The sequence below is a fragment of the Cysteiniphilum litorale genome, assembly GCF_003428165.1.
Taxonomy (GTDB): Bacteria; Pseudomonadota; Gammaproteobacteria; order Francisellales; family Francisellaceae; genus Caedibacter; species Caedibacter litoralis.
The window spans coordinates 74913-98456 of the sequence record NZ_QLIQ01000008.1; the positions used below are offsets into that span (position 1 = coordinate 74913).

Sequence of the window (23544 nt, forward strand, 5' to 3'; positions counted from 1 at the left end):
TAAAGCTCCATCTAACCAAACACAACATCGACAACCCCGCCTTTTATTGATGATTGAGTGCAAACAATGCGCTCTTTTGTGAAAATATCTATGTAGTTATTGTCAGACTTTGTGACAATATGGAATTTGCCTTTGCTACAGGCAAGATAGTTACCAGAGTCTTTGTAATTTGGATTAACAATAACGATCTCATCTTTACTTAAAACATTATATGGACTGTCTTCGATCCGGTATGCAATAAGGTGATCAATGGAAGAATTTGCTTTAACTCTGCACATCTGGATATGCAGCGTATCCCCATCAATATTTAAGACATTAATTGGTATTACGATATGCTCTTCTTGTTTTTCATCTAATTCAAGAAAATCCGTATAACTTAAAAGGTAGCCTTCCTCTTTAAAGTATTGTATCACTTTTGCCAGCACTGAAATGGTTGGCTCGTGTGACTTCCCATTCAGTAAATCATAAAAGCGTTTTCTTGATATGCCCATATGTGAGCAAGCCTTTGCAATATTAAAGCGCTCGCCATCTTTATTTTCTTTGAATAGCAAGGCATCACTTAAAAGCTGCGATGTTTTAATTGCATCATATTTCATTTTTTACCATGCCCTTGTTGACTTAGTTATTTTACGCCTTTATAGTGTGCGTATATGCACACATTATACCAATGAATAACTTAAGTGTAAAGGCGGGGGCAGGCGGGTGGCTAATCTTACAGTGGGGACTGGGAAATAGGTTAGCTCACCGCCAAATGAAATCATACCATAAATTATATGGATGAAAAGTGTTGGAGTACAACATGCTACATGAAGCAAACAATCTGGCAAATATGTTACGTGAACGATTGACTAATTATGATGCTATCGTGGTTGGTGAAGATAAGCAAATATATATTTCTGGGATTGTGCCGGTTATACATACTGCCAATGTTAAGTATATGCTACCGATTTATATTGCACAGACGACAATTGAACTTGCAAAACTTAAGATCAAATTAGATAAATTAGGTTTGAGAGTGATTTATATTTTAGACAATAAGTATGATATTGAGCAAAACGAACCCACTGGTCAGGAACTCATTAAGCTATGGCACATTGAGAATGACAGTGTGTTAGTGACATCTAGCTATATCGATATTGCTCAACAAAACCCACCGTATCCAGTTTTTGATAAATTTATGCCATTATTTGATATTGTTTAAGATGACCAAGAAGATATATGGTTTTGGCTTTATTTATTATTTACTTTCAGAGCCATAACCATAGCAGACCTAGTCAAATCCCAGTTCATTCACATCAATCGTTACGAAAAAATCCTCATATAAATTATAGTTGATTTTTGATTATACATATAAATGAACGGTAGGCTATTACTTAAGCTTACTGTTGATTTACCTTTATGTCCAAAAATAATAAGCATGAAAATAAGTGATATTCTTGGAAGATAGGTTTAGTGGCGGTTTTGTCTGAAGTGAGTTGGCCACATGGGTGATATACTATTAATAATCTGGCTTCGCTCACGTTCTGGTAGTTTTTCAAATAATTTTAACCCCGTTCTTTCCTGAACTTCTTTGAGTGATACACGATATTTGGCAATATCTTTTTTGTTTACTCTGGCATTAGGCATAATAAATGCAATGACTTTATCACCTTTGATTTTCTCTGGGGCATAGATGACTTTGAAAAAGTAATCAGGGACTGCAACCTTATTGTTACCGATGGTTTTATGAACTTTACCTTTTTTAAATACTGGACCATCAAACACCCAGAGTGATTTATAAAGATTAGCCCATGAACGAACATCTTTTTCAAGCTGTGCCCAGCCAATACGATTAAGTTCTGGTTTTTGCGGACTCATGTTGCTGAGTAGAAATGACTGCGAAGCACTCGTCTCATTAAAGTCCATTGCCGCATAAGGAGCAAGATGCCCTCTATCGTAGCCACTGTTTTTATAATCCGAAAGTTGTGCTTGATACCGGACGGGTACTGCCGGATCTGGTCTGAAATCATCATGCCGCTTAATTGTTTGTTTAACAGATTTCCCAGTTAAATGATATGCAACCCAAACGGGTTGCCTAGTAGTATAACTGTATCCGACAATATAACCGTCACGGCACAGATACTGATCGGTTTTCGCAATATCATATATGTTGGTGGATATAGGGTTTCCATACTTCAGAAAACTTTGACATTTTATTTCAGTGGCCGGTGGGGCGGCTGTCATTGCAGACGCACTGCCTGAAATAAGTGCGCCAAGAAGTGCAAATGCAGTTATGAATTTAGCCATCAAAAGTTTAGCTCTTGTCAGATTGAGGTAACTGCATACTATCATATTAAAGCATGTTTTTATCTGCTAGTTTTATGTCATATACAGGTTTGTTACTTATCAGCTTATGCTGAGAATGATGAGAATATTACGAATTGATTTTAGTATTACACTGTGAAGACTGGTGATTTTTTCTGATCAATGTAATTGCAATCTTAGTATATGCCCATAACAGGGCAAGACTACAGATAACTGCAACAATGTATCCTGTGGCTCGTCCAGCATCATCTGGAAAAACATGCATGGCATTAATTAATGCGCCAACGCCAGCCAGTATTAAAGCAAAAAGTATGACACTAATGATAAATGCAGCAATAATATAAAGCACAAACGTAAAGCCGCATTTTACAGGACAGCAGCGCATCATTTGTTAACAGCATCTTTGAGTTTTTTGCCGGAGCTGAACTTAATGGCATTAGATGCCTTAATTTTCATTTTTTCACCGGTTTTTGGATTACGACCCTCGCGTGCAGCTCTTTGTGATACACTGAATGAGCCATAGCCAACAAAATTTACACTGTCTCCATTTGCAAGTACATGTTCTAGTGACTGTAATACTGCATCAAGCGCTTTTGCTGAATCAGTCTTATTAAGACCTGATTTTTCACTGACAAGTGCTACAAACTCATCTTTTTTATATGATTTGGATTCTGCTTTTTTAGACATAACGATGTTTCTCCATTTTGTTCAACCTTTGTCAAAGTAGTGATAAACCACAGTAAATGCAATGATTGTTACTGCATTTATTGTCTTTATGGCGTGAAATGATTTTTTACAGGCAAAAAAAAGCCCATCATACTTGCGTAGAATGGGCTTAAGAAAGGTTAGTACTCAGTAGGCAGCATCATAACAAATGTTACTTTCTGATCATTTGGATCATCATCTGTTGCCAGATATAAACAAATGTCTTCTTCTGCGGTGAGATCAACCCAGTTATAAGTGGATTGATACAGAATACGATTATTTCCATCATCAATCGTCAAAACAGAGCGACCTGTTTTTTGAGAGAATGTCACTGAGTAAAAATAATCATTTTTCTTTTTACGTGCCTCAGACAGGAAAATTGCTGCATCCTGTACCAACCAGAAACAGTTCAAGCTTTCAGCCAAGTCTTTTACTCCTGGTGTTATTATGGTGTTACCAAATATACGGTAACGTACAATATCACCACGGTGTTGAGAGTGTAGCCTTGCCATAATTTCTTTATTATAGATATTGTCGCTATGGCTATTTGAAGGAGATAAATCATGCTTTTCTTCATGCTGTGAAGATAGGTGTGAAGTAATCTCTTCTTTACCAAGTAGCTTTCTGGCAATGGCTGTTTCCATGTTGTCGGCACTTTGATTAAGCGCTTCTAAGCCACAGTTAGGCATCTCACCAGAGGTTGATTGTGTTACCTTAATTTTCTGTGCCATCAACTCCAGACATGATTGCTGTGCGGTGTCTTTGTAACAGATAAAAAAGATGTCAACTGGTACAGTTTGACCAATACGCCATGATCGACGCATTGCCTGCATAGCCGTATAAACATTATATCCAACCTGCATAAATACAATCGTTGGAAAATCAAGTAAATCGAGCCCCGTTTCAACTAACTTGGGGTTAGTAATCAGGACATCAATTCCTCGATCAACCTTATCGATCACCCAATCTTCACGCTGTTGAGTGCCGACTGATGAGTTGAGGATTTCAGCTTTAATGCCTTCACGCGTTAAAAATTCTTTTAAGCGTTGGCGGGTATCTCGCTTATCGGTTAATGTGCTATAGACAAGAACACGTCTGTTTTGTGATTTCTGCTTTACACATAAATCAATCAGAGCTTGTTCTTTAACAGACGGTTCATCACCTATCAGCGCATCAGCTTCGGCAATGATATTCCCTGTTCTTGGATGGCAGACAGTCATAGGCATAAATGCACTATCACTGTATGACATCAATGCGCTTAACACTGTACCAAGAAGCGTTCGATCTCCTTTAGCTAATGCTTGCTCCATCTCACTTTTGAGTTTTGATGAGAGACGTGCATAAGTGTCATTTAACTCATCTTCCATATCAAGCATGATGGGATCATGTTCAGTATATGGAACCAGTGCATCTGCATCGATATCTTCCAGTCTGACAAAGACAGTGTAAGGCAGAAGATAACGAGCAACACCTTTAACTGAAAAGCCAGGAGCGGGTGTTGCACTAACATTTCTGTTTCTACCACGAGCAGTTTTGAAATTTTCAGCTTCCTTTTCGCTATAGCTAAATTTCAAGATGCCATAGGTTTCAAGAAAGCTTTGAACAGAACTGCTCAGTGACCCATGATCACTGTAGCAGTAACCATCATTATTCATCACAGATGGCATTGATCGATGCAACAGGTAAAATAGATCACTTGCATAGCCACCCATTAATGTGCCCGTCAGTAATAATACTTTCTGGCACTGAGAGGCAACAACACCCATTGCTTGACCCTGTGCACTTCCTCCGTTCTTATATTCATGGGCTTCGTCACACATTAAAAGCCCAAAATAGTTGCGAGGAAAGTAGCGTTTGATAAACTCGCTGACCTGAAAATTGACGTTGCTTAAAGCAAATTCATTTTTCATAATTGCCTTTTCAAGCCGTCTAGCTTCATTGTCATTAAAAACAAATTCACCTTGTTCATCGATCAGGTTAATCATTTGATAAAGATTATCTTCCAGTGAGTTTAACAGCAGGTCTTCGCCAAAAGAATTCAACAGATTAGTTGCTTTAACTTTGCCAATTGTAGGTAATTGGCAGAGTGCTTTACGCAGTTTATCATAATTTGATTCTTCAGCTTTCTTTTCAATGCCGTACTGCCATAGCTTGCTGTTGCAATGATAACAGGTATGCTGTTTTTGTGGTAAATCCCGTATATCATGAAAATAACTGTCACCCTGTTTCACCGGTTCACCACAATCGCCACAACACAGTACATCAGAATCAAGTGATTCATTTGTACTCTTCTCAACCACAGCCAGCTTACGTCTGGCAAATGCATGTTGCCAATTGCCACCCATGCGTAATCGTACACGACCTACGATAAAAAATGCAGGGCGGTGACGACCATAACGCTTAAGGTGTTCACGGATTTTATTTAAAGTACGAATGGAGCCAGAACCATTAAGAATAACTACATCAACATCATTAATGGTATTCTCAATTTCTCTCTTCCACTTGTAGACCAGATGCGGTGGACAAAGGATTAAGGTTCGTTTAAACCCTTGATGATGCATTAAATTTGCAATGCAAATGCCCATCATCGATTTACCTGTACCCATCTCACCATTTAAAATGCCCATCCGTCGATTGCCTTCTACAAAAAGTTTCATGAGTGCTTGAACAGCATTCTCTTGAGCTTCAAAAGGTTTGCGCTTTAATTGTGACATTAACTCATGATAATAAGGGTTATTATCACTGCTATCTTTATATAATGGAGTCACCTGAGCTTTTACTTGTTCAACCAATGAAGATTTGAACTCATTTAAAAAGCTTGCCAGTGATATTTTTTGTAGCCCTTGATCGGTTTCATCGTCAGACAAATCAATGGCATTGTCTATATTATCTACACTTAGATTTTCCATATATTTATTCCTCTGGTTTATTTTTTTATTTTTCTATTTTGAACTTAAACCTAGAGGGAACAATCCCTAAAGGAATTGCTTCCTCTAGGGATTAAAAAGATGAAAAACTACCGTTATGCCGGGATAACTAGCTGCTCTGTTTTTAGCATTTCTACTACAACAGGGTTAAGTGCCAGTATATCCAACGTAATGGTGTAGCTTTTAAGTTTTGTTCTGTTTGAAGATGAAAACACATGATTTTGCATGATCTTTCCTTCTTCAAACAAATGCGTGATCAGTTGCATCTTCCATTCATCAAGTAATGGCGTAACTGTCATAGCCTTTATGCGTTGCCATAACAAGTCATGGGTACTTTCACCCTCACGTACTAAAACATGCGCATTAATTGCACCTTCACTGAAGTGAACATCTCGTTCATACATAAAGCAATGAATGAAATGTTCAAATGTAGGGTTATTGATTTTCATTTTTTTGCAGTGAAGTCGTTTCCTGTCAGGAAAATCAACATGAAACAAAGTGCTGTGACCATAGCAGCGTATGCGTTTAAGATTATTATTTTCAATCGCCGCCAGTATTCGAGCAACAGAGCTTTCACCGCCATAAATGGAAGCAAAGATAAGCTCATGATGCTCGTTAATGACTGCGCAATCCATAAAAACCTGTGCGTATTCTTCGATTTCAAACATAACAGCTCCTTTAACTGATTTGATATAACTGACCAAAGTGCTCACTACCATGGGTAACATCGATGCCAATAATCATCGGTACAAACTTTTCAGTCTGTTGATATTTACTGGTACCTCCATTGACAGTAACAGTTGCTTCAGGCAGTTTTTTCTTAACGGTCCCCTTAACGACCATGCGCCGGTTTTCAGATTCAACCAGACCTGAAATCATGCCTGATATGATTGCCTGAGCCGTATGCCAGTCGGAAAGGGGCATTAAAGGATTAGGATAAGTGTTTTCAATTTCAGTAAAATCGCGCTTAAAACTATCCCACAGTGTGGAGACACCTCTAGCGTTGATTACATCACTGACACTTCCAACAGTTAAGTTTGTACTGTTCAGAATGAACGGTTTATTAATCGAAGGGATGCTATAAAGATCTGGAGGTGATTGATAGTAATGATTATCTTCAATTGCCTTGACCATTTCTCTTGCACGCTCATTGATGTTATTAGCTTGTGACATTTTAATTTTTCGGCCAATAATAATCACCTGTTTGAATGCCTGTTCTGGCGAAAGACCGTAACTAACATCATCACAATGCGAGCAAAGATATTGTGCTAGCTTATAATCTAATGCCTGAACAGGTATGACGAGCACTAATAATCCATCAAGCATTAACGAATGAATATACTTTTTAATAAAAGCATATTCCAAACGCTCACTGATAGACGATTGCCCATACGGTGGATTCAAAAAAAGCACGGATGCATTGGCACGGGAGTATTTCACCTGGTTTAATGCATCTGCATAAATACAATGATCAATAACAGCTTGTGACTTTTGGAATCGCTCGCCATCTAACTCAACGCCAAAGGTCTTACCATAATGGCAAAGTTCGCGTTTGAGCTTTTGTAAAGCAATCCCTTCACCACAGCATGGATCAAAAATCACTGTATTTGGATCATCATTGTGCTCAATAGCGCCTATAATCGTGTTGAGCGTATATCCATCAGTAGGATAGTAGCCCATCTTTTCAAAGTTATGAGAAATAGCCGGATGAATAAGACTCATGCGTTATCTCCCTTATTATTAAGGTGCCATTCTTGGGTTCCAATTTGAAACTGTGCACCTTTTGACTTTAAAAAATCGATGATTTCACGTTGTTTTTCACGATTCAGTGAGGCATCTATTTTGTAAGGGCTACTCAAGTGCTGATAAGGCTTCCCAAAAAGTGTTAATTCTTGAGGAGTCACATCATCAGCAGGATCATCCCTTAACTGCTCATTTGATAAAGATTCTTCAGCAGTATCATAATTACTACTATCATTAGATTGAAGCGTAGTAAGTTGATCTGTTGATTCCTCATTTAAGCTCTGCAATGAAGGCTTCTCAGTCACGGTGATTGACTTAGGTGCATCCCCATTATCATGTGCCTTGTTTGCTGGTTGCTTATCGTTTATCACTGTCTGGTTATCTAATTTACTTTCTTTAGCTGATGATGAGGCTGATTTCTCAGCTCTATCATTAGAGTCAAACTTTTTAAGATAAACAGCGGTGATTTTAGCTTCCATGATTGGAATCTGAATAACTGATTGGTAGCCATCAACACTGACTGGTTTTTCAATTTGTGATGGTTTGATATTCTCAACGTCAAAAACACCAGTAATTTCCTGATCACCTTTGCGTGATACAAAAAATTGTCCGATTTCAGTCGTTAATATATTGCTTTTAAGTGTACCTTTTAATAACATAGTTTTTATCCTTTTGGGTTAGTTATTCAATTAACCTAAATCAGATAAAATACTCCCCTGATCCGGGAGTATTTCATCCCGAATCAGGCTTTGCTATTCATGCGGTTTACATGATTTTTAATGATGACTTCATATAGTTGTGTTTTTCAGGGTTGTTTATTCCTTTTTCAACGGGATTAAACATCATATAGCTCTGAATATCAGTGCTGTAACAGTAGCAAAAAGCTACCCCTTGTGATGCCAGTCCATTTAAGAAAACAAGACCATCACCATTAAACAACTGACTAAATTGATTAAATTTAGTATGAAGCTCATCAGGTGTTAGCGCTACTTTGTAGATGATGTGATAAGTGCGTTGATAATTTGTTAGGGACCTAACATTAATTCTCACGTAAATTAACGGCTCATCTTCAAATTCAACAGAATCTTCAATAAACTCAAGATATTCACGATCACCAACACTATACTCTTCGACAAGCAATGCTCTGCCATTATCTCTGAGATGTTCAATGAAATCTTTTTGATTACTCTCAGGGTGTTGAGTGAGATAATTGGTGAACTCATCATTATAAAAAACCTCACCATTTGGGATATCATACTCAACACGTTCATACTCTTTGTAGGCAACATCGAATTTAACAATCATTTTATTTATTGCTCCTTTTGTTATGTGATATCAAGAGCAATATTCCATCAGGAGCATTGCCCCTGATGGGTGGTTGATTAAAAGTGTTCTAAACTCAATTTATCGTCAATAGCATCCTCAATTAAACACAACTTGTTTAAAAGGTCATGCTTATGTTTAGGATTATTTGACTTGATAAACTCAGCCTCTATTTTCTGATACTCTTCTTCTAAATCATCAATGGAAAAATAATCTTCATAGTGATTTTTCATTCTGTTCTCCTTGAGTTTGAATTGAGTAGATTGGCTTTGTTACGCTTTATTCTTTCATAATGTGCCATAATTTTTTCTTGATCTTTCATATCAAAAGAATGGATCATGCTGGCGCAGTTTAATAAAACGGTAGAGCGTCCATTATCAGAAGCGTATCGACTTATTTTGTTTTTGCTTTTACGCATGAATCGCTTCATGTGTAAACGGCTAAATGCAAACATATACATCGTGGCTTTAAAGTTTCCATAGCGATATCTGTAATAGAGTATGTTTACATAACCACATATTTTAATCGTTTGGTTTATAGATGCTTTCAAGAAGGATAAAATAATCCATAGCAAAAAAACGACTATAAAAACGATAACTAGAAAAATTAAAATCAATCCTGAGATCGAAATAATATTCTGAGCCATACTACTGGTGATTAACATGATACAACTCCTGTTAACTATGCATATCAATGAACACAATATAGCTTGATGCTGGATTGCCATCACATCGAAAATCGGTGATACCAAATTCATCATACTGATATTCAAAGAAGCTTTGCATGCTCTTTATCTCATAAGGTTTATGTTTAAATTTAAAAGCCTCATGCATATGTCGAGCATATTTTTCAAGCTTGTAATAGCCCAATTCAGTCAGCTGAGTGTCATCTGATTTGAATTGTCGTATTGTACTCAAGTGAGGTACGGATTGTATTTCTGAATTAATGGCTGCTTCAATTGATTTAATGGAGTTATATGTTGACTCTACTATATTATTAAAGTGGCTGTCGTCATCAGCAAAAAAGACACTCTGGTCATGAACAGACATAGCTGCAAAGACTGAACGCCAATTATTTTCATTGCCCCAGTCCATAATCTCAGATTCAATTGAACAAATGGCATCTTCATGGCTATCAGCGTTTGTAACGATAAAATGTAAATTATGCATGATATTCCTCTCTCGTTAGTTATTAGCAGAGAGGATACCCAGGGAGTATACTCCCTGCTGGGTTTGTTAATTTAGTTGTAAGTTATGCCATGAATTTGATCCTGACGATTGACAGCATTATTTATCTGCAACTTATCAGCATCAGATCGCCCAGCACTTAAACCAGATTGATCATAACGCGCCTGACTTCTGTGGTTTTTGATTCGAACATTATTTTCTTTGCAGAAAAATGCCCGAGCCTCAGAAATTCTAGATTGATGATCAACGCAGATCATCTGATTATGACTATTGGTATCCGTAAAGAATTGATTACGTGACGCCTGCATACGTTGAAAAAGATTATTGATAAACCCCATGCGATAAGATTTTACTAGCGTGGTTGCATTTCTTATCTTATTTTTTGGAAGTGAACTTTTATATTTTTCAACGCTTTTTTCAAGCTCACGTGATAGAAACACAGTCAGATAGATAGCGTTTTCAACATCGCGCTGCCTACCTGCAATCTGTATTTTTGCCTTAGTGCCAAGCTCAGAACGACCATTGCTAGAAACAACTAGGCAGCCAGAGAGATTACACATAGTAGCATATAGTGAGTTATACCATGCCGGTATTCTCATGTAGTTAGTTTCAATTGTTTTACTAATCATTTTCTGACCATAAACTTCTTCTTTGGTCAAATTATGTTTATTCATGAGTGACATTGCCTGTTTAAGTGCAATGTTAGCTTCATTTTCATTATCAGACATTGATAGCTCAAGTAATTTCTTGATCTTATCTTTATGTTTATCATTGTATTGCATTTTATTTTCCTTAAAGCATTTATAAATAACCAATTTAGCACAACTAACTAAGCAAGCTTATTCAGTATGTCTGGTGCTACTTCATAATCTTCTGCGATGTTTTGAGCATTATAACCAAAAACATCTACTAGAAGCCTGAAATATTCCAGTGTGTTAGGCTCAATGGATATATCATGAACGATGTTGTCCTGATAAAAATAAATGCCCGCAATGCCCATTCCATCCTCAAAGTAATAAAGTTTAAAATTGATTGTAGGATAAGCGTTGATTAAGGTTTTAATAAATGCAACAGGTGGTGTCCATGAAGTATCAAAACCAATAGATACATCATTGTCTGATGCTCGATTGATGTCTAAATCTGCTAAATGGACATTCCATTTAGTTCCCCAGTTTTCTCTCGTCCATTCCTGATTATTTACAATATCATTCGGAAGAGGGCACAAAAAATCAAACAGGCAGTTATGCTTATGTATCTCACACAACAGGCTATCGAGTGATTTTTTATCGGCATTGAGGATGAGTTTATTGTTACACCAGTTTGGCATGACTTGTCTCCTTGAATTTAAAGGGGCAAGCCAACCCAAAGGAGACTTGCCCCTTTGGGTTTGATATAGAAGCCATGGCTGCGGCTTACGCAGTGTCCATGGCTTTTGTTTTGAATAAAATATTAATGGAAAAATTGAAGATAACCGATGATTGCAATACCCACTGTAATAATGGTACCAACAATCCAGCGCTTATGAGACCGCATTTCTTTAATCTCATCATCAAAACGTTTTTCTGAAATTTCCATACGTTTATCAAATTCACGTCTCATTTCAGTAATCGTATCTTTTGCAACACTGTTTAACATTTCTATTATCTCCTGTTCTGTACATAACTGATCATGTTCTGTATTTGAAAGTATCTTCACAAGCGTCTCCGCCTGTTTACGTTCAAAATCACTTTCAATTAATGCATCTACGATTTCCAGTTTAGCATAATTTAACTTTACAGTCATTAGTGCTCCTTTATTTACGTTAATGAAAACAAGGAGCAAACCCATACAGGAATTACTCCCTGTATGGGTGATTAAGTAAAAGGTTATGCAGCTTCAAGTATGGATATTAATTTATTCCACATCGCTTTGCAGCGCTCAGGATAATCATTCCAGTCACCAATTTCTTTTGGTGCCAAAATAACAGCTTCAATACCCATTGCTTTTGCTCTTTCTTTTAGTTGCTTGGCACTGTCAATGCCAACGTTAATTATTTCACCATCTTTAGTTTGCTTATCACCATCATTGTCAGCCCAGATAATGAGTTTCTGAGTATTAGATGGGATATCAAACCTAGCTAGGTTGCCAGCAGTAAGGCAGCAGGCCATATCAACGTAAAGTGGTGCTTGAGATAAAACTGCATGTCCATTCTCAAAACCTTCACTAACATGGATAACACCTGGCATCTGATTAAACTTTGCTTTCATCCAGAGTGCGCTACCGCTATGCCAGCCTTCTTTAGGGGATGGCATCATTTTTTTAGGATTATCACAGTCCGCTTTATTAAAAGCATCATCTAGAAAAACACGCTGAACATTGCGTATTTTATTATCCAGATTACGCATAATGCCAATGATGGCATTATTGGTATGCTTAACATCATTTTCATAGTGCTCAGCATCTTTAATAAATCGGATGTCCTGATAATAGCAGTTGGCCAGTGGCTTTAATCCTCTATTGATGAAGTATTGCCTTGCATCATTAAGGTATTCACTGCTTTTTACTAGGTCAATGATATCGTTAATTGCTTTATGAAAATGTTTGCGTTCAATATAGGCCTGTTTTCTTTTCTGGGCTTGCTGACGCATTTTCACTTTTTCAAGATCTTCTGGTGTGGATTCTAATCCACCCATATATTCAATCAGCATTTTTACCACTTCTGAGCAAGAACGTCCGGTAATAAATACCAGAGTGCTTATTCCATCGTGATTACAACCACAGGTGTTACAGAAAGTTATTCCACGCTCTGCATACTTACCTTTTTTGCCGTAAAATGCCTTTCCTGATTTGCCACCATGCTGTGGACAGTGAGTTGGGTTGCCATCAAATCCAGTTAAAGATTCGATAATGGTATCCCACTGACCATAACAGTACTGTTTAATTTGTTGGATTGGATCGCTCATATCTGACTCCTTTATTAAATGTTGATCAAAAAACAAAAGAGAGAATGAACAATCCTCTCTTTAGGAGGTGATTGGACACTCTCCTTTTAAGAGATTTGTTCAGCTAAATATCAATACATTGCCGTTTTAAATATCTTGTAAACGGAATGATATTAGTGATATTGTCTGCTGACATCATTGATTGCTTAGCAGTATTGGGGTTTTTAAGCGATCTGATTCGATCATCAGAAATCACCCAAAGCGCCTTCAATGCCAGTGCTTTATTCTCAGTTTGATGCTTTAACATGCGATAGCTCCTTTGAATGTTGGGTTAAAGAAAAACTCAATGCTGCGAATCAGATTGCGCACGGCGCAATTATCAAGAGTATCCATTTGATATAGATGCTCTTTGATGCGTTCAGTATTTTCTTTAGCCTTCAAAAGAGGGTATGGCATACATACATGTTGATTTATATTCATTGCTTTTCTCCGGTTGGTTAAACAAAAGGAGATAGCAATGCCCATAAGCGGATTACTATCCCCTTATGGGTTATCACGACTTAGTGATAAATGTGATTTTATATTAATGATTTATATTCCAGAGCACATTTCTCCCGCTAACATCTCAGGGCAGTCCCATGTTCCACATGCGCTACAGATGTCTGGTTGGTTGGCTATGGTCATTCTATGGAAATAATCAGATTTACTGATTATGCCTTTCTCATATAGCTCATGAAGATAGTCATCATCCCACAGGGTTGTGGTTTTCATCTCTAGAAGTTTTTGGCGCAAATCATCCAAATAAAACTTTGGATTCTTTACAGCCAATTGATCAATTAATGATGAATGATGAGACGGGATTCTTTTACTAATTGCTTTATCAATATATCCAACAATGTTAATTGGCTTAAGTGTGCTAATTAACTGCTGTTGCAAATAGATGTGTGCCATTTTTGACTGTGAGTAAGGGGTCATTAGCACTGGTGTATGTACGCCAGCGCGTTGTGCCTTTTCAATTATTTTCCTTGCTTCATACTCTGAAGGAAACAAGCCAAAATAATTATTAAAAACTACTACCCAGTCATCAGTGTCATTCACTAATGCATACTCATCAATACGTCTGTCTTTATAAGCAGGATATATACCGCCGTATTCATTGAATTTAGCTAAATGAAGCTCATAATGCAGTATACGATGACGTGATCTTTCTCTTTCACAAGAAGTATCGCTATAACCTAATCCCTGTTTTAAATCATCAACTTGCTCTTGAATGTAAGAGTGTGTGAATTTTGGATATAACCAATGGATTTTTGCTTTAGTATTTTGATGTTTAATAACGTCACCATGTATCACAAGACACTTATGAACAAGGTTTGTTATTTGTATACAACTTAACTCGTTATAATCATTGTTCTTTATGATTAACTCAGCTTGCTCCATTGCTTCATTAATGGAGCATGTTGTCACTTTAAAATCATTTCTGCTTTCATTATGCTCGTGAGCATTAAAGATGCCAGATATTTTAAATGTAAATTTGTTCATTATTTTCTCCTTGAGAATGATTTATTCGCAGGGAGAAAAACAATACCTTTGATGGGAGGTTGTTAATCTCCCATGTTGGGCTTATTCGATTTCGATTATATCGAATTTTTTAATAATGCATTTGTATCGCACTTCATTAGATTTTCGGACAATTGATACTGGTTTTAACTCCATATCAGTGACTCCGATATTGAAAATCCCAAACTTAAACAGCTCCTGATCTACAAGAGCATAAAGTTGTTCATTACCAATTTGTGCAATGCTAAAAGCATCAATCTCAATATATAAATTTTTAGGCAATTTCATGATCTACTCCAATAACTTTGAACGCAGAAGAAAATAAATTGCCTACACAGGAGGTAAAGTATTTCTCCTGTGTTAAGGATTTATAAGTTAACTATAAAGGCAATCATCTGATTGTTCAGACTCAACATGATTATTGTCAGCCTTATTTTGTTTAGGCTTATTATAATTACTTGAGTTGTTTTTATAGTTACTATTTTTTGATTGTTCTGGTTTATCTTTCATAGAGCCACGTGCTGTAGAAAATATTTCTTCAATTTGTGCTTCTACGAGAGACATTTTTTCAAACATCTCGCTTGCAGATAAAGATTGAGCCTGAATCGTTACCAGTTGATTCTTTAGATCTTTCAATCCTGCTTCAATTTTAAGTTTTTTCACTAATGAGCTAATTTGCTTCAAAGGTGCATATTGCTCGCTTTTTTGAAGTGTTTCGCCTATCGGGTGACTTAAAACGCCATCAAGCTTTTCTAACATCAAGTTTATGCTTTGTTTTTTATTACTCATCTTTATATCTCCTTTAAATGAATTTATGAGAGAAAAAGATGCCATAAAGGGAATCTTTTCCCCTTATGGGTTTGAATGAATGCCATATGATGATTGTGCGTCTGCAATTATCATCTTGAGGCATTTGAATTTTGACTAAAACTGGCTTAGATAAGCATTATCTTCAGATTCAGTTATTGTCGCATTATTATTGTGGTCAACGATGCTACTGGCATGTTGAGTAGTCGTAATATTCATTTCCTCGACAGAGCATTGATTTCCATTATCGCATTTACCTGTTACTTTGGTATATTCGATATGAACATTTTTTGCCTTGAGTGCTTGAGCTATTGCATCATGTGTATTGGCAAAGACGCAATTAACAGAAGCAAGAATTACGATGGTGGTTAATATTTTTTTCATTGTTTTCTCCTTGGTTATTATCTGGGAGAAAACAATATCCCAACTGGGAGAAAGTTTAGCTCCCCGTTGGGTTTTAAAATGTTTAGACAAAATACCATATGGCGACTGCTGCAATTGCAACTGCCCACCATGGAATATTTCGCTTTGGTTTTTGTGTAGATTCGATAGCAGGTGTTGTATCTATTTTCAGAGTATGCGCTAGTGATGCTTTATTATTAGGCAACACATGTACGGCACGTTGAAAATCAGCAACAACAACTTCTGGATGTACAAAAGGGACAATCCAGAGTGCATCGTGTAAAACGTATACGCCATAGCCTTTAGTCTTCATTGTGCTGTTAATGTGTTTCATTACATCAATAGCTCTTTTATTGGACTCAAGCTTGTGATACTCACCGTCACTGTTAATAACCAGCTTTGCAAGCTGTGTATTTTTCAGATTTTCGATGTGACCTAACTCACTTTTAAGTGTTTTAGGTTGACCAGATGACTGTTCGCTTTGTGTTTTTTGGTTTTGCATTGATATTCTCCTTTTGGGTTTATGACACCCAAAAGAAAGAATCAACACAGTCACCCAGTTGGGAAGACAGTATTGTATCTCCCAAGTGGGTTGATTAAATAATATTAATTAGCTGAAGCAATGCTCCAGATAATCATAAATTTCTATTTATTCCTTTTTTAAAAAACAAATATCCGTTAAATAACGAATACCCTCAATATCAATCTATTGAGTACGGACATACTGCTTGTTCATTCGATAGGGCAGTATGTAAAGGAATGGATACATAAATATGTATAAGGGAATCACCTGTAAAGGTGGTAAATCAATGATTGAATCTCTTTGCTGGCTATGCAGACAAGTGCACAAGATTAAACGTTATTAATACGAATAACTAAACAATCATTATGGATTTACGGACACCGGAACTATTAAAAATAGCTGTGGCATGACTCACTGGTGTACATGCGCTTGTAAAAGACTTCTCAAAAAAGAGTTTCTGGCATTTCAGCCTTCATCAGTTTTACTCTTACAAAAAACCGTCTGTTTCGCATTATTAAGTGGGCTTGACGATTATGTCATGACCAGTATTTAATAAAAATCATGATCAGTCAAGAAAAATTCATTAAAAGTTAATTCACCTATTTCGTCTTATGAAAAGTGCTGCGTCGATCTTTGCAGTAAACCTCAAGTACTTTGCTATCATAGTAAAACCAGCCGCCAGAGTCTGGGGCCATCGGAGGGTTAAAGTAAATTCGTGCATGGTCAGTGTCCTCAATAATAGTGCCTTGAAATTGCACTTTGTGCTCATCTATATAGTAAAAACCATCAAACATGGTATCGATTACATAAATATCCAGTCGAACATTACTATGGTCTCCCCAGCTGCCAATCCATTCTCCCGTTAGCGCTTGACAAAGATCAATACGATTCAAGTTTAATTACCCCATAAGCAGGTGTTTCGTAGGGATGTGATGACTTTAAGGCAGTAAGGATCTTCTTAAGCTTGGTTTCACAATCGCATAGAAATTCGAGTTTATATTCTGGTTCATGGTGAATGGAGCCAACGGCTCCAACCACAGGATGGCTACCATCTAGTGGCTTAAATTGACCTGTGCCTTGTGTTTCCCAACAACAATGGGAGTACCCGCCAAACTCACCAATACCAATTTCAAAGAGCGCATCTTTTACAGCCTCTTTGTGTGATTCTGGCACATAAACATAGATCTGGTGCACTACCTACTCCTCAATATGTTTGATGCGTGCTACGCGGATGGTTTCCTCGCGACCGTTAATCCATAAAATTGCTGCGGGATAATAGTAATCGCGGACGATAACATTTTCATAACGTGTTGTCTTATCACTTTCAGAACTCAGTGATATTTCCATAGTCACTGCTTTACCTGATTCCAGTAGATCATGAATTTGATCGATTTTAGATTTTGCCATTATTATCTTCTTAACGATTTGTAGATTTTGGTGATAAGTTTAACGATTCAAGAGTAACGATGCCAATTTTATTTATTAAATGCGTCTAACCTTTTGTAAAACACACATTAAAATATGAGATTTGATGCACATTTTGAGGTAGAAAAATGCGCTATCTGATCTGTATCGTAACCAATCGTTTGTGAGACAAAGTGAAATCATTATTATAATTACGATCTTCAAGTTATAATGTTAGAAGCGATAAAGGTAAGCTTTATTTATTAACCAAGGTTTTTAAAAAGGAATACAAATTACTAGGAGTTTTCGTATTGATTTCCATTAGGCATATTGAAATTAAACATTTTAAATGTATCAAAGAATTATCATGGTTCCCAAATACAGGGGTAAATTGTCTTATTGGTCCAGGAGACAGTGGAAAGTCAACTTTGTTAGAGGCTATTGATTTAGTGCTTGGAGCGAGAAAATCTTATAACTTTACTGATGCGGATTTTTTTCAACTTGACACTAGAACACCTATCCAAATCCTTATCACTATAGGTGATTTACCTGATGAACTAAAGCAATTGCGGTATGGAAATTTTCTGCGTGCTTTTGACCGTCAAAATTGTGAAATAATTGATGAACCTGCTTCAGGTCTTGAAAATGTCCTAACATTAAAGCTAGAAGTTGATGATCAGTTAGAAGGTGGTGTTAAACTATATTCGGAAAGAGCTTCAAAAAATGACATAGAAAAAGGACTATCATGGAAGCAAAGAGAAATAATATCTCCAATAAAGCTAAGTAACTTCTCATCGTATCATTTTTCGTTGGGTGCTAGATCAATATTAAATAATGTATTTAATGAAGACTTGAATATCAAACCAATTCTAAATGATATAATGAGAAAAGCACGGAAGTATTTTGATGATGAGCCAAAGCAAGAATTAGAACCATTTTTGAAAGAATTGGAAACTATCTCCAATGGTGTAGGTGTTAATATAGCAAATATAAAAGCACTTATTGATGTGAAAAATATGTCTATTTCGAATTCCTATATTACGCTTCATAATGGTGATAATACCCCGCTTAGCCAGCTTGGAAATGGTTCATCACGTTTATTGATTGCAGCAATACAAAAACATTTAGATGCGTCTAGTATCATCCTTTCAGATGAGATTGAGTATGGATTAGAACCGTATAGAATAATGCGAATAATGCATGAATTAGGTGCTAAAAATAAAGATGCTAAACAACAGATATTTATGACCACGCATTCACCTTATGTAATAAGAGAGTTGCAGTATGATCAATTGAATGTAGTTAGAAAAATTAAACCAGATGGAAAAAGCTTGAGTCATAAGGTCTATGCTTGTTCAGACTTTAAGGGCGAGCAAATAGATCTAGGACAAGCAACTTTAAGGGTGTGCGCTGAAGCTTTTTTGAGTAAGAAAATTATTGTATGTGAAGGAAAATCTGAGATCGGCTTGATTAGAGGGATGGATCTTCATTACCAAAGTAAAAATAACGAAAGTCTTTACTCTCATGGAGCATATTATGCAGATGGTGGAGGAGATCCACAGATCTTTCATAGGGCTAAAATTTTTAATTCTTTAGGGTATGAAACAGCCATATTTAAAGACTCTGATAAAGAAAACAGTTTAGGAAATGACCATAATATAAGAATATTTGAATGGGGTCATGGATATGCTACCGAAGATGCCATATTCCAGTGCTGTCCTGATTCATTAATCCCAAAACTTATAAACCTTGCTATAGAAATTAAGGGTAAACAACATGTTGAGAGTAAGATCAACTCGGAAAATGATATCTCATATAACCTTGATAATCTTTTGGCTGCTGGTTCATTTTCCGACGAGATTAGAGTGTGTCTGGGCAAATTATCAAAGAAGTGTGGGTGGTATAAAACAATTGATATTTATGAGAAATTATGTGATGAATTAATAGCACCTAATCTGAGTGACTTTAAACCAGTTTTTAAAGACAGTTTAACTAAGCTTATTGAGTGGATGCATATTAATCATAAAGATAGCGTTAAAGAAAAAGTAGGTGTTCTTGATGAGTGTTGAAGCCATTTTAGGTGCCGACAAAGGAACCATAGTTGCACCAGCGGGATGTGGAAAAACACACTTACTCTGTAAGGCATTGGAATATTGTCAAGCTAAGCCATACTTGGTATTAACGCATACCACAGCTGGAGTTTACGCTCTAAAAAAACGTTTGAGTTTTTTAGGAATCCCGAATAAAAATTTTGAGGTAGCAACAATAGATGGGTGGGCAAAGAAAATTGCAGATTTCTTCCCAGTATCATGCAATATAACAGAAAATATAAATAATAAAAAAAAATATTATCCTATGCTACGAGATAATGTATATAAATATATTAATACAGGTAATATATTTGACATAATTTCAGCGTCATATTCTAGACTTTTAGTCGATGAGTACCAAGACTGTAATCTAAGTCAACATAATTTAATATGCTCATTGTCAAATGTACTTCCTACTATTGTTTTTGGAGATCCAATGCAGTGTATCTTTAATTTTAATGGTGACATTGCTAATTGGAGTAAAGATGTTATTGTAAAGTTTCCTCAGATTGTAGTACTTAATAAACCATGGAGATGGATTAATGCGAAAAATGAAGAGCTTGGAGAATGGGTATTAAGTTGTCGTGAGAATCTTATAAACGGTAGTGGTATTAATTTAAAAGAATCGCCAAAATCTGTCCAGTATTATAAATTTAATAGCGCTGATAGTTATAAATATAGAGAAAATTTAGAATTACAGATTAAGGTTCAAAATAACTTGATAAAAACATTCAAAAATGAAAGTTTATTGGTGATCGGGAGTAGTACACAACCCAAGAAAAGGTTTCAATATGCATCCAGCTCGTATGGAATACAGGTGGTGGAAACTGTTGATTTAGATGATATTAAAACAATGATATCAAAACTAGATAATCTATCAGATAATTTTTCTATAGCTATGCAGACTATTAATACTTTAAGTGAAACAATGTGTGGAGTTGAAAAATCAAAACTAGACAAAAGGATTCCATCTTTAACAAAAGGCACTAACCGCACTGAAGCGAATGCAATAGAACAAGCAGTCATGTCAGTTATTAATAATGGAAGTAGAGAGTCTATCAGAGATTTAATTATTACTGTTGAAAAAGACCAAAAAACAAGAGTATATAGAAGTGAAGCTTTATCTATCTTTAAGAAATCTATCGATGAATCGATAATCAAACCAAATACGACAATTAGTAGAGCTTGTGAAGCGGTTATAGAGCAAAGGAAACATCTAGGAGATAATCGCATTCCTCCTAGAGCCATTGGATCCACCTTGTTACTAAAGGGACTTGAGTGTGATCATTCTTTAATTTTAAATACTACCGAAATGTTAAATAACGGTAATTACAAAAGTGGATTAAATAATTTGTATGTTGCACTTTCAAGAGCATCTAAGTCAATTTCTATATTTTCAGATAGTGAAATTCTAGCTTCAACATCCTAGATAAAATTCTCTTAAATTTTTAAACTGAAGTGACTTCTATGAAACGATTGTTTTATGATAGTTAAAATATGAACTTTGAAAATAAAATTTATCACATGATAGTAGCAGTGTTTACGTTATACTTTTTCGTTACACTAAACTAATTATTGTGATTTTGCCATCATGCCTTCTCAATGCTTTTTATGTATTCTAACACTAACTGCAACTGTTCAGGAGGCATAATGCCAAGTTTATCAATAGCTTGTGCGGGCAGTGGGCTAAAGACACCAGTAGCTGACATGATAAGAATGTTCCCTGAGTTATGCACTTCACCTTCAACAATTATTTCTGATTGCGTATGTTTAAGGTATTTTGCCGTGATGGTGTAGCTGTCATCAAACTGTGCTGGATGATGGAATTGGACTTCAATTTTTTTGGTAACGCAGACCATCTTAGCCAGAAGCACAGCTTCCCAACCAAGTATTTCATCCATAATGGTTGTTAAAATGCCACCGTGTAGGATGTTACCCCAGCCAATATGTCTCTCCAGTGGTTGAAACTGGGTGTAAATGGCTTTTCCATCGGTATAAAGCATAAGCTGCTTATTAATGGGGTTGGTCTCGCATTTACCAAAACAACCTCTTTGATGTTTATGAGGTGTGAGTTTCTTCAGTTCAGAAAAATTAATCATCAATTGCCTCACTGTTATGCTCATTTGAAACTTGAAAATCAGAAATCGACTCAATCCACAGTGATACTTCACTATTATGTGATGTTTCGATCTTAACGTGATTGCGGGCAATATTGATTACTTTGCCTGAAAAAATCTTATCACCAATAATCGTAACAGTGACCTTACTATTATTTATTTTTGCCTGCTGAAGCTGCTGAGTAACATCCATTTTATACCTCTTGTCATAACTGTATTAACGCACCACTATATTATTCATAGTTTGACCTGTTAAGCAATGTTATTCTATGTCATCTAAACAGGCTTTGTTATAGTGTTCATGATGGATTAGTAAAGAGCATTCGATCATTTATGTGGAAATTAGAAAAAACAGACGACAAAAAATACCCTTACCTGATTACTATTGAAAAATCAGAAAAAACCAATCTCAAACTGTTGGTGCAGAAAAAATGGCCATCAGATGATGAATCTGTTTTTTGTGTTCGTCATGATGCTAAGCCAGACATTAACGCAATTGAGTTGGTTGAAGAAGATGAAATTAGTTCAGTCAGATGGTTAGAAGACCAAACTAAGGTCTCAATTAAACTCAATCGCACGACTAATCAGCAATGTGAATTTAGATTCGTCACAAAAAAATATAAAAACAAGCCAGGTGACTATGAGCAGATATTCTTCAAATCCAAGCCTGACGATAAAGGTGCTTCTATCTGGCGTGTTGAGGAGACTAGTAGTGATAAATTTCCTTACCGAGTAAGCATCATAGAAAAAGGCAACCCAACGCTGTCACTTTTAACACAGGATAAATGGCCAGGTGCCAGTGGTAATATCTTTTGCATACGCGCCAATGAAAAACCAGAGATTATTTCTGGCAAGGTTATAGAGGAAGTGCCTGTTGTTTTTGTCAAGAGAGTAGGTAAACGTTTGTCTATCATGCTTGATCGATCTGTGAAAAAACGCTGCGAGTTTCTATTTTTGCGTAAGAAATATAAAACCAAAGAGGGATATTATGAGCAGATTTTCTTTAGAACGCAGCAGGGAATTAATCAGCACCGTACTCGTGGTAATTTAAGTTTACAGCCAAAACTGGCAGATCTTGAAGTGGTCATTGACAGTAATGAACGTTATCCTTGGAAATTTGGCGAGCACAACATTACAAGACAAAATCTGTCTGTTGGTGATTATGCACTGATGCTTGATAATGAGATCGAAGCAATTGTAGAGCGTAAAACATTTGATAATATGTTGTCAGATATTGCTAAGATTCAGGTTTTACACCAGCAACTGACAGAATTATCGACCTATCGTCATGCGGCAGTGGTGATTGAGGCGCAGTATGGTGATTTTCTTTCCAGTGATAAAATTGGGAAATATTCATCGCCTGCGCATATGGGAAGGGCGCTTGCTGAACTATCCGTCTTACATCCTAATTTACCGATTATTTATGCAGGTAATAGAAAAGAAGCAAATCACTGGTCCTTAAGGTTCTTTGAAGCAGTACTCAAAAAACATAATGACCCAACCAATGATGCTATTGCAACAGCAGTTGCTA

32 protein-coding genes are annotated in these 23544 nt (G+C 36.3%); 4 read left to right on the top strand and 28 right to left on the bottom strand.

Going from position 1 to position 23544, the window contains the following annotated elements:
- Positions 1 to 11: 11 nt before the first annotated feature.
- On the bottom strand, positions 12 to 596 hold the full coding sequence (locus DNJ75_RS05195) for a hypothetical protein (protein ID WP_117002131.1): 585 nt from the start codon (positions 594 to 596) through the stop codon (positions 12 to 14).
- Positions 597 to 799: 203 nt separating this feature from the next.
- Here DNJ75_RS05195 and DNJ75_RS05200 point away from each other — a divergent pair, with 203 nt between their 5' ends.
- Positions 800 to 1201: a hypothetical protein gene (locus DNJ75_RS05200; RefSeq protein WP_117002132.1), complete on the top strand. Its 402-nt coding sequence runs from the start codon at positions 800 to 802 to the stop codon at positions 1199 to 1201.
- Between the two features lie 248 nt (positions 1202 to 1449).
- Here DNJ75_RS05200 and DNJ75_RS05205 read toward each other — a convergent pair whose 3' ends face one another.
- From DNJ75_RS05205 to DNJ75_RS05315, 25 genes are all read right to left on the bottom strand, one after another.
- Positions 1450 to 2286, bottom strand: a complete 837-nt coding sequence (locus DNJ75_RS05205) for a DNA/RNA non-specific endonuclease (protein WP_117002133.1) — start codon at positions 2284 to 2286, stop codon at positions 1450 to 1452.
- 127 nt (positions 2287 to 2413) lie between these two features.
- Positions 2414 to 2692 carry a hypothetical protein gene (locus DNJ75_RS05210; protein WP_117002134.1) on the bottom strand — a complete coding sequence of 93 codons (279 nt, stop codon included), beginning with the start codon at positions 2690 to 2692 and terminating at the stop codon, positions 2414 to 2416.
- Positions 2689 to 2991: an HU family DNA-binding protein gene (locus DNJ75_RS05215; protein WP_117002135.1), complete on the bottom strand. Its 303-nt coding sequence runs from the start codon at positions 2989 to 2991 to the stop codon at positions 2689 to 2691. The genes DNJ75_RS05210 and DNJ75_RS05215 overlap by 4 nt, the downstream gene beginning before the upstream one ends.
- Positions 2992 to 3149: 158 nt before the next feature.
- Positions 3150 to 5918, bottom strand: coding sequence for a DUF6876 family protein (locus tag DNJ75_RS05220; protein WP_117002136.1), 2769 nt, complete (start codon positions 5916 to 5918; stop codon positions 3150 to 3152).
- A 113-nt stretch (positions 5919 to 6031) separates the two neighbouring features.
- Positions 6032 to 6604, bottom strand: a complete 573-nt coding sequence (locus DNJ75_RS05225) for a hypothetical protein (protein ID WP_117002137.1) — start codon at positions 6602 to 6604, stop codon at positions 6032 to 6034.
- 10 nt (positions 6605 to 6614) lie between these two features.
- Complete coding sequence (locus DNJ75_RS05230; protein ID WP_117002138.1) at positions 6615 to 7658, bottom strand: DUF6094 domain-containing protein; 1044 nt, start codon at positions 7656 to 7658, stop codon at positions 6615 to 6617.
- The gene (locus tag DNJ75_RS05235; protein WP_117002139.1) at positions 7655 to 8338 is read right to left on the bottom strand and encodes a hypothetical protein; all 684 of its coding nucleotides are present in this window, start codon (positions 8336 to 8338) and stop codon (positions 7655 to 7657) included. Before DNJ75_RS05235 ends, DNJ75_RS05230 begins: the two co-directional genes overlap by 4 nt.
- Before the next feature lie 106 nt (positions 8339 to 8444).
- Positions 8445 to 8984, bottom strand: coding sequence for a hypothetical protein (locus DNJ75_RS05240; protein ID WP_117002140.1), 540 nt, complete (start codon positions 8982 to 8984; stop codon positions 8445 to 8447).
- A gap of 77 nt (positions 8985 to 9061) precedes the next feature.
- Positions 9062 to 9235 carry a hypothetical protein gene (locus tag DNJ75_RS15320; protein ID WP_157968218.1) on the bottom strand — a complete coding sequence of 58 codons (174 nt, stop codon included), beginning with the start codon at positions 9233 to 9235 and terminating at the stop codon, positions 9062 to 9064.
- On the bottom strand, positions 9232 to 9666 hold the full coding sequence (locus tag DNJ75_RS05245; RefSeq protein ID WP_117002141.1) for a hypothetical protein: 435 nt from the start codon (positions 9664 to 9666) through the stop codon (positions 9232 to 9234). The genes DNJ75_RS15320 and DNJ75_RS05245 overlap by 4 nt, the downstream gene beginning before the upstream one ends.
- 13 nt (positions 9667 to 9679) lie before the next feature.
- A complete protein-coding gene (locus DNJ75_RS05250; RefSeq protein WP_117002142.1) occupies positions 9680 to 10171 on the bottom strand; it encodes a hypothetical protein in 492 nt (163 codons plus the stop codon).
- A 71-nt stretch (positions 10172 to 10242) separates the two neighbouring features.
- Positions 10243 to 10971, bottom strand: coding sequence for a DUF2786 domain-containing protein (locus tag DNJ75_RS05255; protein ID WP_117002143.1), 729 nt, complete (start codon positions 10969 to 10971; stop codon positions 10243 to 10245).
- A gap of 47 nt (positions 10972 to 11018) precedes the next feature.
- Positions 11019 to 11516, bottom strand: coding sequence for a DUF1281 family ferredoxin-like fold protein (locus DNJ75_RS05260; RefSeq protein WP_117002144.1), 498 nt, complete (start codon positions 11514 to 11516; stop codon positions 11019 to 11021).
- 122 nt (positions 11517 to 11638) lie between these two features.
- On the bottom strand, positions 11639 to 11971 hold the full coding sequence (locus DNJ75_RS05265) for a hypothetical protein (protein ID WP_117002145.1): 333 nt from the start codon (positions 11969 to 11971) through the stop codon (positions 11639 to 11641).
- 83 nt (positions 11972 to 12054) lie between these two features.
- A complete protein-coding gene (locus tag DNJ75_RS05270) occupies positions 12055 to 13131 on the bottom strand; it encodes a toprim domain-containing protein (protein ID WP_117002146.1) in 1077 nt (358 codons plus the stop codon).
- Positions 13132 to 13234: 103 nt separating this feature from the next.
- The gene (locus DNJ75_RS05275; RefSeq protein WP_117002147.1) at positions 13235 to 13417 is read right to left on the bottom strand and encodes a hypothetical protein; all 183 of its coding nucleotides are present in this window, start codon (positions 13415 to 13417) and stop codon (positions 13235 to 13237) included.
- Positions 13411 to 13590: a hypothetical protein gene (locus tag DNJ75_RS15325; protein ID WP_150468911.1), complete on the bottom strand. Its 180-nt coding sequence runs from the start codon at positions 13588 to 13590 to the stop codon at positions 13411 to 13413. The genes DNJ75_RS05275 and DNJ75_RS15325 overlap by 7 nt, the downstream gene beginning before the upstream one ends.
- Before the next feature lie 111 nt (positions 13591 to 13701).
- The gene (locus DNJ75_RS05280) at positions 13702 to 14652 is read right to left on the bottom strand and encodes a hypothetical protein (RefSeq protein ID WP_117002148.1); all 951 of its coding nucleotides are present in this window, start codon (positions 14650 to 14652) and stop codon (positions 13702 to 13704) included.
- Between the two features lie 81 nt (positions 14653 to 14733).
- Positions 14734 to 14958, bottom strand: coding sequence for a hypothetical protein (locus DNJ75_RS05285; protein WP_117002149.1), 225 nt, complete (start codon positions 14956 to 14958; stop codon positions 14734 to 14736).
- A gap of 87 nt (positions 14959 to 15045) precedes the next feature.
- Positions 15046 to 15459, bottom strand: coding sequence for a hypothetical protein (locus DNJ75_RS05290; protein ID WP_117002150.1), 414 nt, complete (start codon positions 15457 to 15459; stop codon positions 15046 to 15048).
- Positions 15460 to 15594: 135 nt separating this feature from the next.
- The gene (locus DNJ75_RS05295; RefSeq protein WP_117002151.1) at positions 15595 to 15861 is read right to left on the bottom strand and encodes a hypothetical protein; all 267 of its coding nucleotides are present in this window, start codon (positions 15859 to 15861) and stop codon (positions 15595 to 15597) included.
- Between the two features lie 82 nt (positions 15862 to 15943).
- Positions 15944 to 16381, bottom strand: coding sequence for a hypothetical protein (locus DNJ75_RS05300; protein ID WP_117002152.1), 438 nt, complete (start codon positions 16379 to 16381; stop codon positions 15944 to 15946).
- A 620-nt stretch (positions 16382 to 17001) separates the two neighbouring features.
- Positions 17002 to 17295, bottom strand: coding sequence for a hypothetical protein (locus tag DNJ75_RS05305; protein WP_117002153.1), 294 nt, complete (start codon positions 17293 to 17295; stop codon positions 17002 to 17004).
- A complete protein-coding gene (locus DNJ75_RS05310; protein ID WP_117002154.1) occupies positions 17282 to 17596 on the bottom strand; it encodes an NGG1p interacting factor NIF3 in 315 nt (104 codons plus the stop codon). Before DNJ75_RS05310 ends, DNJ75_RS05305 begins: the two co-directional genes overlap by 14 nt.
- 3 nt (positions 17597 to 17599) lie before the next feature.
- A complete protein-coding gene (locus tag DNJ75_RS05315) occupies positions 17600 to 17809 on the bottom strand; it encodes a hypothetical protein (RefSeq protein ID WP_117002155.1) in 210 nt (69 codons plus the stop codon).
- 308 nt (positions 17810 to 18117) lie between these two features.
- Here DNJ75_RS05315 and DNJ75_RS05320 point away from each other — a divergent pair, with 308 nt between their 5' ends.
- Positions 18118 to 19875 carry an ATP-dependent nuclease gene (locus tag DNJ75_RS05320; RefSeq protein WP_117002156.1) on the top strand — a complete coding sequence of 586 codons (1758 nt, stop codon included), beginning with the start codon at positions 18118 to 18120 and terminating at the stop codon, positions 19873 to 19875.
- Positions 19865 to 21325, top strand: coding sequence for a UvrD-helicase domain-containing protein (locus DNJ75_RS05325; RefSeq protein ID WP_117002157.1), 1461 nt, complete (start codon positions 19865 to 19867; stop codon positions 21323 to 21325). Before DNJ75_RS05320 ends, DNJ75_RS05325 begins: the two co-directional genes overlap by 11 nt.
- Positions 21326 to 21485: 160 nt before the next feature.
- Here DNJ75_RS05325 and DNJ75_RS05330 read toward each other — a convergent pair whose 3' ends face one another.
- Entirely contained in the window at positions 21486 to 21995 is a 510-nt protein-coding gene (locus DNJ75_RS05330) for a PaaI family thioesterase (RefSeq protein WP_157968219.1), read from the bottom strand.
- The gene (locus DNJ75_RS05335) at positions 21988 to 22206 is read right to left on the bottom strand and encodes a hypothetical protein (RefSeq protein ID WP_117002159.1); all 219 of its coding nucleotides are present in this window, start codon (positions 22204 to 22206) and stop codon (positions 21988 to 21990) included. The genes DNJ75_RS05330 and DNJ75_RS05335 overlap by 8 nt, the downstream gene beginning before the upstream one ends.
- 140 nt (positions 22207 to 22346) lie before the next feature.
- On the opposite strand from DNJ75_RS05335, the gene DNJ75_RS05340 reads away from it, so the two are divergent.
- Positions 22347 to 23544, top strand: a 1198-nt coding sequence (locus DNJ75_RS05340) for an ERCC4 domain-containing protein (protein ID WP_117002160.1), incomplete at its 3' end; no start/stop codon positions are given.